Annotated in this window: 9 protein-coding genes and 1 tRNA gene; 5 read left to right on the top strand and 5 right to left on the bottom strand. The window is 48.8% G+C overall.

Annotated elements, in window-relative coordinates:
• Positions 1 to 30: 30 nt before the first annotated feature.
• The gene (locus tag I2D94_RS17425; protein ID WP_195397817.1) at positions 31 to 405 is read left to right on the top strand and encodes a hypothetical protein; all 375 of its coding nucleotides are present in this window, start codon (positions 31 to 33) and stop codon (positions 403 to 405) included.
• Between the two features lie 226 nt (positions 406 to 631).
• On the opposite strand, the gene I2D94_RS17420 is transcribed toward I2D94_RS17425, so the two are convergent.
• Genes I2D94_RS17420 through I2D94_RS17410 form a run of 3 tightly spaced genes read right to left on the bottom strand, consistent with a single transcriptional unit; the run spans position 632 to position 3,857 of the window.
• Positions 632 to 1,396 (bottom strand): sugar phosphate isomerase/epimerase, encoded by a 765-nt coding sequence (locus tag I2D94_RS17420; RefSeq protein WP_195397816.1) that lies wholly within the window; start codon positions 1,394 to 1,396, stop codon positions 632 to 634.
• On the bottom strand, positions 1,393 to 2,625 hold the full coding sequence (locus tag I2D94_RS17415) for a peptidoglycan bridge formation glycyltransferase FemA/FemB family protein (RefSeq protein WP_195397815.1): 1,233 nt from the start codon (positions 2,623 to 2,625) through the stop codon (positions 1,393 to 1,395). The genes I2D94_RS17420 and I2D94_RS17415 overlap by 4 nt, the downstream gene beginning before the upstream one ends.
• Entirely contained in the window at positions 2,622 to 3,857 is a 1,236-nt protein-coding gene (locus I2D94_RS17410; protein ID WP_195397814.1) for a peptidoglycan bridge formation glycyltransferase FemA/FemB family protein, read from the bottom strand. The genes I2D94_RS17415 and I2D94_RS17410 overlap by 4 nt, the downstream gene beginning before the upstream one ends.
• A gap of 199 nt (positions 3,858 to 4,056) precedes the next feature.
• On the opposite strand from I2D94_RS17410, the gene I2D94_RS17405 reads away from it, so the two are divergent.
• The 3 genes from I2D94_RS17405 to I2D94_RS17395 all read left to right on the top strand — a co-directional run bounded on the left by I2D94_RS17405 (position 4,057) and on the right by I2D94_RS17395 (position 7,222).
• A tRNA-Val gene (locus I2D94_RS17405) sits at positions 4,057 to 4,132 on the top strand.
• A gap of 231 nt (positions 4,133 to 4,363) precedes the next feature.
• Entirely contained in the window at positions 4,364 to 5,221 is an 858-nt protein-coding gene (locus I2D94_RS17400; protein WP_195397813.1) for a MerR family transcriptional regulator, read from the top strand.
• A gap of 51 nt (positions 5,222 to 5,272) precedes the next feature.
• Positions 5,273 to 7,222: an FAD-dependent oxidoreductase gene (locus I2D94_RS17395; RefSeq protein ID WP_195397812.1), complete on the top strand. Its 1,950-nt coding sequence runs from the start codon at positions 5,273 to 5,275 to the stop codon at positions 7,220 to 7,222.
• Positions 7,223 to 7,420: 198 nt separating this feature from the next.
• On the opposite strand, the gene I2D94_RS17390 is transcribed toward I2D94_RS17395, so the two are convergent.
• The gene (locus I2D94_RS17390) at positions 7,421 to 8,593 is read right to left on the bottom strand and encodes a helix-turn-helix transcriptional regulator (protein WP_195397811.1); all 1,173 of its coding nucleotides are present in this window, start codon (positions 8,591 to 8,593) and stop codon (positions 7,421 to 7,423) included.
• 404 nt (positions 8,594 to 8,997) lie between these two features.
• The gene (locus I2D94_RS17385; RefSeq protein ID WP_072684632.1) at positions 8,998 to 9,312 is read right to left on the bottom strand and encodes a hypothetical protein; all 315 of its coding nucleotides are present in this window, start codon (positions 9,310 to 9,312) and stop codon (positions 8,998 to 9,000) included.
• Positions 9,313 to 9,450: 138 nt separating this feature from the next.
• Between I2D94_RS17385 and I2D94_RS17380 the strand changes: the two genes are divergently transcribed.
• Positions 9,451 to 9,822 carry a helix-turn-helix domain-containing protein gene (locus tag I2D94_RS17380; RefSeq protein WP_072684633.1) on the top strand — a complete coding sequence of 124 codons (372 nt, stop codon included), beginning with the start codon at positions 9,451 to 9,453 and terminating at the stop codon, positions 9,820 to 9,822.
• The last annotated feature ends 728 nt before the right edge of the window (positions 9,823 to 10,550 follow it).

The raw sequence follows: 10,550 nt of genomic DNA, 5'->3' as shown, positions 1-10,550 counted from the left end.
GAATTGATAGAGAAAGAGGAGGTTATTCGAATGATGGAAGAAAAACGGATGGATTTTTTAAAGGACACCAGTGATGCGATCGCCAGGATGCGGATGAAATACGACGAGATGGATGAGAAGACGGTGTATAAAAAAGGCATAGAAAAAGGGATGCGGAAAGGTGTAAAGAAAGGCGTGAAACAAGGGAAAATATCCTTGTTGAAGGAGTTACTGCGGCAGAAATGGGAATTAACGGAAAGCGATGAGAAAGTCTTAGATGATTTAAACGAAGCGAAAGTGAATCAGATCGTCCAAGTTTTGAATAGAATAAATACCTCGGAAGACCTCCATCATCAGCTTAGAAAGCTTTCTGATTCAAAGCATCAGGCAGAGAACATAACTCAGCTGTCCTATACTCATGACTAAGTGGATCTGGACTTCGCAGGATCGGCTTTGGAATAACGTAAAGTTCAGAAAAAGTTCGTCAGAGTCAAATCGTGTTGGTGTAAATAGAAAGGATGGGATCGGATGATGCATAGGAGTCACAATATGAAGCTCACAACCCTAAATATTAAAAACCCCCTCGATCCGAAGATCAGAGAGGGTTAAAGAAACTGATTTTAAGCTGTGGTGGAATATCAGGGACACTTTTTTAAAGACAGACGCTGTGCGATAACCATTTTTGCAGAGCTACCATATCCTGACGGAACTGTTCCGGCTGATCCTCTTTGACAAATTCCAGAATCAGCGGAATTTCGCGGGGAATGAAAGTCAGCCAGTGCTTCCAGGCTGCTTCCTGAGCTGCGAGCGGCAGCCGCGTGTTGTCGGGTAACCAGCTGAACACATGGACGCGCGTCAGCCAGGGCAGGATCGCCTCTAATTCCCGACTGTTTTCTTCCACGGTGAGCTCGGGATTGGGCTGCCAGTAGGTCTTGCAATGAGAACGATTGACAGCTTTAAGCAGCTTTACAGCGGAAGCACCGTTGTCCGTCAGCGATTTGCGATGATATTCAAACGCGACGTCTATCCCAACTTTGGCCGCCAGTTCGCAGCATCGCCGCGTTTCCGCGACAGCCCGCTGGAAAAAATCGTCGTCGGCTTGCGCGGAGGCTGTGCGCCCGGCCCAGATCCGCACACACGGCGCTCCCAGCTTAACGGCCGTATCAAGATAAGCCTGAAAATCAATGTCCGGATTAAGACCTTGATTCAGTTTGTAATAACTGCCATAAGAGAACACCGCCAGCTGGTTTTGACGGCAGGCTTCCGCAGCTCTGGCTGCCAGATCCAGCCGATTTGCGGGCACGTGGACGTCGCTGCCCCATTCGATTCCGGTACAGCCGGTTTCCCTAGCCAGCGTGATGATCTGATCGGCGGTCAGCTGACGGAAGGTGACCGAGGTCAGCCCGACCGGCCTCATGAATGCTTCTCCTGTTTGCCATACCGCAGCGAGATGAGCTTGCGTTTTACCCGACGGCGGAAGCGATCCGCCTTTTTCCAGCGGGCAGTGCGCGCCGGCTTGCGGATATAGTCGAATTCGCCGATCCGTTCCGTATAAACGGAACCAAATGAACGCTTGTAATCATACAATCCATAATGCGGATCAGACTTGTCCGTCACTCCGGAGAATCCGCACATGTCGTAATGCAGGACGCCGTGGTTTTTCATGTCTTCGACGGCGAACCGGTGCAGGTTATCCACGGCCTTGATAAAGTTGAAATCCTTGTGGTTATAGGTGTAAAGATCCCAGGATTGCGCGCCGAATCGCAGGAACAATCCGGCGGCAATCGCCGGCTTTGCGCCGTATTGCGATTTTAGCGCCGCGGCTTTTTCTTTTTCTTTTAACTTGGACTGCAGCGCTTCGGGGTCTTTGTGATATTTACCGCTGTCAATTTCCTGCTGGATGCCGTTGATCATCTGATCAAGGTCAATTTCAGTGACATACAGTACGGCGTGATCGCCAAAGGCATCCAACAGCGCTTCAAAGAAGGACTGCGGATGCGGCTTAAAGCCCTGAATCTGGGAAAGCTGCCGTTCAAATTCACACAGCTGCGGCACATCGTCTTTGGTACCTAAGCGGGTTGTCACGCCGATCACGGCATGCCGGCGCAGACTGTTCTGGCGCGCCTTGGAGAAATGCCTGACGATTTCTTCGATGGAAGGCGTCAGGTCGATAATCAGCGTGTAGCGGTTGACCCAGCTGCCATTGTAGGCATAGCCGTATCCCTTATGCACAAACCCCAGCGATGTCAGCAGTGCTGTTATTGCTTCGTGATTTTCACCGCCTTCGATCGGATTGCCCTTGATATCCCGCTCCATCCGCAAGACGTTCGGATCCACCCGCAGAAAGTCCACTTTGGCGTTTTCCGCCAGCTGAATCAATCCCCGCAGGCATTGTTCGCACAGTTGAGGATCGTCATAATTCAGGCAAGGTCCCCAGGGAACATAATAGTAGTGAATACCCGGCGACTTCCGCTCCAGAATCATCGCTGTGCCTTTCAGCTGTGCCTGCTCAAAAAAGCCGATAAAATGCGGCTGATCCTGCTTCTGCAGCTTCGCCCACAGCGAAGTTTTCATGTAATGTCCGTAGGGATGAGCGCTGACAAAGGCGTCCAGCTGCACATCCGAAATTTGTTTACAGGTGATCAATGCGATTCCCTCCTTAACCATTGCCGGCGTAATTCCTTAACCTTGGGCAAAAGCTGGGTCCAGATCGGATACAGCAGCGGCTTGCATGGTAGACTGAATTCGCCGAGATAGACGTCGATTTCAGGTGAAAACGACGACTTGAAGATGAACAGCCCGTCGTCCAGCGTGCCTTCCACGCCGCCGAAGTTAAACCGCGTGCAGCCTTGTTCAAAGGCCCATTGAATGCCGCGGCAGCGCAGTGCGTAAGCAGCCAGATAGCGGCGGTATTTCTCGTTTAAGCCGGAATACAACAGCTCGCAGGTCGTGCCGTCGTGAACTAACAACAACGCACTGACCAAAATGTCACGGCCGTCTTCCTGAGCCTGCTGGCGCAGCCTGAGCTTTTCAGCGTCGAGATCGGCAATTTGTTTTTCCAGCTGTACGCGTTTTTTATTCGCTTTTTCGTCCAGCTCGTTTCGATGCTGACAAAGACCGCGCTGCTTTTCTTCGACCAGTGCCAGCGCATGATCATAATCCAGATGAGCGGCCAGAATGCAGGCATGATCGCCGAAGTTTTCCATGATCGTGCGGAAATAATCCTCATTGCGCAGGTGGATATTTTTACGCTGTTCCGTATATTTGATCATTTCAGCTAATTCGTGGACATGCTCAATCCCCCAAATTTCGATCTGAATGCCTTTGGCAAAACTGTTATGAATTTTCTCACGGGTCTTCTTCGGAAAGCAGGCTTCCCAGTTTTCCTGATGGGAAAAGCAAAGCTGAAAGCGCGGCTGCACCGTTTCACTGATCAGCTTCGTATAGCCCGCAAAATGGGCTTTTGCCTTCGCCAGCTGTTGCGGAATCGGACTGCGGGCGTTCCAGGCGGCTTCTTTTTGATCCAAGTCAAAGCTGCCGATGATGAGATAGGGATCAAATTTGCATTCCACCGCACCCTGCTTCGCGCAGAAACGCCGGATCGCAGTTAAGAAGAACGCAGTCTGTTGGGGATCATCGTAGTCCATGATCGGTCCGCGGGGAATATAGGCCAGCTTCATGCCCAGCGGCAGTTTGCGGAACAGAATCATCGCTGCTCCGCACAGTTGCCCGTCGCAGGTCATGCCGACAAATTTTGAAGTCCATTCCTTCTTGACGTTGGCCCAGGCTTCAGTCTGATATATATTATTGCATCGGCTGGCACGGGTGAAATCGTCCAGCTGCTTCCCTGTAATTGACTCGCAAAACTGCAAATTCATAATGAGTTCGCCTCCAATGCTTTATTATAGCATACCCGCCCTTAACTTTCTCCAGTCGTTTTAAAATCCCGGCCAGGATCCATCCTGATCAGGGGAGAAAAAGGGAAAAAGAGGAGGCTGCAGGATGTTCCTTTTTTGACATTTTCAGTAAAAAAAGGGTTGCGGTTTTTAAGGATCAATGGTAATATATTAAAGCACCGGACGCTTAGCTCAGTTGGGAGAGCACTTCCTTGACGTGGAAGGGGTCAGGGGTTCGAGTCCCTTAGCGTCCACCATGATTAATCAGTAAAGCTGTCATCAAGACAGCTTTTTTCGTCTTTCTCCTTTCCCTTTCTCCGCTTGAGGAAACCGTGCCGTGAGCAACACAGCCGGCATAAGGAAGAGACAGGAAGACCCAAGTGCTTAAAACCGGAGGGTTTCAGGATGTTGATTTTAATAAACAATCTTGTGATATAATACACATAAAGCTTGTTTTGGAAATAAAGGAAAAAAACTGTGGAGGGAGTATGGCTTACAAGATTGGAGAAGTTGCGAAACTTTTGGGAATTTCTTCTGAAACCGTCCGTTATTATGAGCGGGAAGGCGTGATTCAATCGCAGAAAATTGATCAGGGAAGCGGCTACCGATACTATGAAGCGCTGGATATCAATGCTTTGATGCGGGTTCGGATGTACCGTAATTATGGTTTTACCTTACAGGAAGCGAAGGAAATGTTGAACTTTTGCACCTTGGAGGACATCGCCAAACGATTAGAGGATAAAAAGCGGGAGCTGCAGGCGGCGGTGGATTGGAACAAACGGCTGTTGGCGTGCGCTGATCGGATGATTAACATTCATCGCTCCGCTTCGGAAATGCTTTGGAAATGCCAGATTGAAGAAAGTCCCGCGATGTACCGGTTTTGTTACCAGATTCAGGATCAGCTGATCGGTGATCCTGAAATACAAAAACGCGTCCAGATATGGACGGAAAAGATGCCGGTTGTGATGCCAACGCCTTTATTTGCGAAGGACGATATTCTTGCAGGGAATAAGAACTTTGCGTTAGGGCTGTGCGTTATGGAGGAAGACGCTGATTTTCTGTGTTTGGATCCTCAGGCGAGGGGGATGGAATACGTTCCTTCCCAACGATGTATTTATACGGCAATTTCTGCTCAGGCTGGCGAACTGCTGCACTGCGGTTTATTTCAGCATGTTCTGCAATACATGGACGCACATCAGCTGGAATTGGCCGGCGACGCAATCGGACGCACGGTTTCCACGCTTCATCGAAGTACGACACAGGAGCGGATTCATCAGGTCTGGCTGCCCTTTTCAAAGAAAACATCAGATTTCAGCAGCGGGGGATTGACTCTAAAGGCCCTTTAACGTGTACTCTGATAGCAGGGAAAGATAACGCTTTCACACAGGGAGGGTAAGATGAGAAAATCAAATCTTAAGAGAATCGTTGTTTTGTTTCTCAGCGTGCTGCTGGCAGTTGGACTGACCGGCTGCACAGCGGCACCGAGCAATAATCCGAAGGGAACGGATGCCGGCTACACGTCCGGCACCTACACAGGGACAGGCGCCGGGCGCAATGGCGAGCTGAAAGTCGAGGTCACATTCACAGACAAAGAAATTACGAAAATCGAAGTCATTGAACATTCGGAAACCGAAGGAATTTCCGACTTGCCGCTGCAGCGGATTCCGGAAGAGATCGTGAAGAATCAGTCGCTGGCAGTCGATGCCGTCGCGACAGCGACCTTGACCAGCAACGCGATCATCGAAGCGGTCGCTGATGCAGTTACCCAGGCCGGCGGGGACGCGGAAGCACTGAAAAATGTGAAAGTCGAAGAGGAAACAGCCGGAGATTTAGTCCAGCGGGAAGCGGACGTCATCGTTTTAGGCGGCGGCGGAGCCGGTGTTGCGGCTGCGTACGCGGCGGCTGAAAATGGTGCATCGGTTATCGTTGTGGAAAAAACTGCGGCTCTGGGCGGCAATACGATGCGTTCCGGCGGCTATTTCAATGCGGTTGTTCCTGAAAATCAACAGACGCAGGTCATGACGGCAGGGCAGATCAAATCGGTTGAGGAATACTGCACAATGGAGCCGAAGGATGACATAATGAAGAACTGGCAGGAAAAACTGACCGCGGAATTTGACGAGTATAAGAAGTCTGGCGCGGAACATTTGTTTGATTCAGTCTATTTGCATATGCTTCAGACCTATGTCGACGGTGATTATGTCGGCAATCCGGTACTGATTCAGTCAATGTGCGAAAAAGCGCCGCAGACCTATGCCTGGATGCGGGATATGGGCTTTGACTGGAAACCGAAGTCAATCGTGATCGTTGGTTCGTTATGGCCGCGTGCGAACATGTCTCAAACCTATAAAAGCGGCATTGGTTTTATCGAAGTGCTGAAAAATGATGCGGAAAAGAAAAATTTCCCGATCGAATATGATCTGGAAGTCAGGGCTGAGGAATTGATTATGGAAGACGGCCGGGTGATCGGCGTCCGCGCGGTGTCCGCAAATGGAACACCTTATGAATACAAGGCCGGCAAAGGGGTTGTTCTGGCAACCGGAGGGTTTGGCGCGAATGTGGAAATGCGCGTGAAGTATAACAGCATCTGGGCTGATTTGGGGCCGACGGTTCCGACGACCAACAGTCCGGCGATTACTGGCGACGGGATTGTGATGGCGCAGGCTGTGGGCGCGAATCTGGTCGGTATGGATAAGATTCAGCTTTTGATCGCCGATCCGAAGACTGGCGAAACTTCAACCAATGTCGGCGATACGACGAGTATGTATGTCAATCAGGAAGGGCATCGGTTTGTTAACGAGTCAGAACGCCGCGACGTTTTATGCGCTTCAACGTTGGAACAGACCAACGGGATGATGTATATTATCAGCAGCTATCAAAACAGCCGTTTAGATGAGAACTATGTCAATACCTACGGCATTCATGTCGATGATTTGATCGAACGCGGAGCGGTTTACAAGGCGGATACGATTGAGGAATTGGCGGAACAGATCGGGATGGATCCCGCAACCCTGCGGAAAACGGTCGATGATTACAACGCCGCGATCGACGCGGGCTATGATGAGCTGACCGGCCGTACAGTCTTTAACGAAACCGCAAAGATCGAAGATCACGGGCCTTACTTCGCCAATCCGCGGACGCCGGCGGTCCATCACACGATGGGCGGGGTGGAAGTTGACGTTGACGCGCACGTCTTAGACGCCAGCGGAAACCAGATTCCGGGCTTCTATGCGGCGGGTGAAGTGACCGGCGGTTTCCATGGCGGCAACCGTTTGGGCGGCAACGCAATTTCCGAAGCGATCACGACGGGCCGAGTGGCAGGCAACAGCGTCGTATTGGATCAATAAGCGGAAATCCCGAAATTTGTTTAAACAAATTTCGTGTAAATTCAAATAAGTGTACTCAAGAATAGAACAAAAGAATAACCGGAACAAAGGGCGCATTGATCAATGCGCTCTTTTGGCTGATATTGGGATAACCTTTCGCCGGCTCAGGCTTATGCTGAAATGAGTGCGGCTACGATGCAGGATATTCAGTATTCCTTATTATTCCCATCCCTGCAGAAGCTCGGCAAGCCGCTGCAGGCACTGACTTTTTTTCACATATTTGTGCTTTTCGTCATAGTAATTGATCAAAAGCGTCAGATAGAAACGTTTCTGATTCAGATCAAGACAGCTTCGGCCATGTTTTAACAAGGTGATCAACAGCTTATCCCGATGTGGATCCTGATCGCCGACAGCATTCATGACTCGCATCAGATCCTGAAACGGCTGAGAGCGAAATTCCTTCGCCGACGCCAAACGTTTCATGCTTGCGATATTCCCGGTTTTATAATGCAGAAAACATCGCAGAAAATCCATTTCATCATTCGAATCGGAAACATCGGCGAAACGCGAAAGAAACGCACCGGCTTTTTCGTAGTGCCGATGGTTAACACAGCACCAGCAAAGCGTACAGAGAATGGCGGAACGCATTTCGGGCGTCAGATTCAACATTTTGCTTTCCAGAATTGACGTCAATATTGCGGCTGGCCGATCAAACTCCTGCAGGGAGAGAATCGCCGCGCTTTGAATATGACAAAAGATAAGAAACGGATAACAGTTTGCCTGCGTAAACAGGCGGGAAGCCGCGTCGCAATGTTCGCGGGCAAGCAAGATTTTCCCTTTTTTTGAATAAAGAAGGGAAGTGTAGTAATGCCCCAATGCGCCCATCAGAGAAGTTGGATTGCGTTTCAGGCATTGCTTGAAATGTGTTTCTGCTTCCGATAAATCCTGCTTTAGCGCGCTGATCCCGCAGACAAGCTCAAACAGGGCGCTTTGCGCCTCATCAAAGCGATCCTGCACGCTGATTAACAGGTGCTTCTGCTGAACCATCTGGCGCAGGTTTTTCGTCATGAGTGCATAAACAAAAAAGGCCAGATGATAATCGAGGGCCAGAGGCGAATTGAGATACCGTTTCCGGATTCGGCGTAAAGCCGGCGCCTGTTTCTGCGCCGCCTCCAAATCCAGAAGCAATGCATTGCGGACAAAATGTTCCAACTTTTGCTTCGCCGGGATCAGCCAGGCTTGATCTATCGTATAATCCAAATCCAGCGCTTTCGCCAGCAGCTGCAGAATCTGCGGATCTGGCTGTGCTTTTCCTGTTTCAATCTGACTTAAATAGCTGGCGGAAATGTGGCATTGATATGCCAGAGCCGTCAGTTTTATCGCTTGGTCCATCCGATTGATCCGAATGATAGTTCCGGGAATTTGCATGTAAATTCAGCTCTCTTTCCTTTTTAAAACGCCATTTTCAATGAACCTTTGACGCTGATTTTTAACGGTAATTTAATGAACAGCTTCAGGTTGCGGTTCACTCTCAGTCCCGTATAATGAAATCGGCGGCCGGCGGGGAGCGACAAAAGGAAAGCAAAAGGTAAAAATTCAGAAAATTTCATTACCCTCAAAGCTTTGACCCATTTTATCAAAACTTAACGATGGAAATGAACGGATTGGAAGAAAGCAAAAGCAGCGTACAGGTTGGAACCGGCAAGGCAGAAATAAAAACCAGTGCGGGCAGCACGGTTGGAAAAGTCCGGACTGACAGGGGTGAAATGTCAGCGTGATGAAGCGGGAGAAAAGCGTTACTGTTTTTTCTTTTCGTAAGCTTCGTAGACGGCCAGTTTTTCTTTTGTGGCGGCAATGACTTCCGTCAGATTTTCAAGAATGGTCTGTTCGCGGAACAACAGTTCCGTCATTTCCAGCCGATCCTCCTCGCCGTAACCGCCATATTTTAAATCGTTGGTCAGATTTTCGATCGACCGTTCTTTTTTGCCGACCTGTTTGGAGATCAGGCTTAGAAAATCAGCGAGATCTGCGCTGGTAAAATCGCCGATCCCGACGATCTCATTTAACAGCGTGTAGGCTTCTTCAGCATTGGTTGCCGCGGTGACTAACATATTTTATCTCCTTTATTAATTGACTTAAATCGAATAAATTTAAGTATTAAGCAAATATTGCCTTTTATTTCATTATAATCGTTTTCGCATCCGGTTACAATATCATCAGAACATGAAAACGATTTTTGCGAGGTAGTTATGAGCGATGAAAAGAAGGATTGTGTCGATTATCAGCGGCTGGGGCAGCGGGTCCGGCGGGCGCGGATAAGATTAAATCTGACACAGGAGGTTCTGGCTGAAAAAGTCGGCGTATCCATTCCGACGATCAGCCATATTGAAACTGGAACAAACAAGGTCAGTCTGGAGTTGTTTATCAAAATTGCCCGGGCGCTGAACGTGACGCCGGATGAATTGATCATGGACAGCGTACCGAAGCTGACTGCCTTTTATATGAAAGACATTCAGGAGGAATTGAAGGACTGTTCGCCGGCTGAATATCAGTTTCTGACGTCGATGCTTTCCAGTATGAAAGCGGCGCTGCGCCATTATCCGCGGGATGATGAGGAATAATCAGATTCTGTTTGGCAGCTGAAGCATAACCGATCTGTTGGGCATTGCCGTTGGTTGCCGAACGCGGCGGCTCAATCGGGTTTTTGAACATTTTGACTTCCCTTGCGATCAGGGACAGGCAAAAGAATAACGAGAATTTCAAAGAAATCATGAAAAACAACTCTGCCAGGCGGCATGCCGTCCGCTTCGGCATATCATGAAATTGTCGCCCTGGCATGAAAATCAAAAATGTCAGGTCCGCCATTTTTGGTGGATAGTCTTGTCGCCGCAACAAAGAAAAAGCTAAGCAGGCATGATAAATCGACGCGACTTGATCTTAACGAGAAATAGTTATCCAGAAATCAATCAAGGAATCCTTTTTCCATAGAAAGCGAAGAGAATGAGATTTTCAGGCTGGATAAGCTGATCTTCAGTCTGTTTATTGACAACTTCCAGAGGAAAGCAGAAGTTAAAGCGGAAGAAGCATAAACGAAAGCGGCGCAATACTTTCCTGAATGTTAAAAAGTTTGTTACATTGAATGCAACAGCGAACTGAAAGAGCATTAAAATATTGTATTTGTAAAATATTATAGCTTAAATGGTATAAAAACTAACAAGGTCAATAGTAAAAGTAAATGCAGGTAAAGAAGAAAATGTGTATCGGGGCAGAGCAAAAGGAGAAACAGAGTAAAAGGAAACAAAAAAAGAGCCAGATAATGAGGGAAAAGTGTTAAAATATCCGTAGAAAC

Source organism: Holdemania sp. 1001302B_160321_E10, assembly GCF_015552275.1.
Lineage (GTDB): Bacteria > Bacillota_I > Bacilli_A > Erysipelotrichales > Erysipelotrichaceae > Holdemania.
Note: the sequence above shows the minus strand (reverse complement) of the source record. Positions and strands in the feature narration are given on the sequence as shown.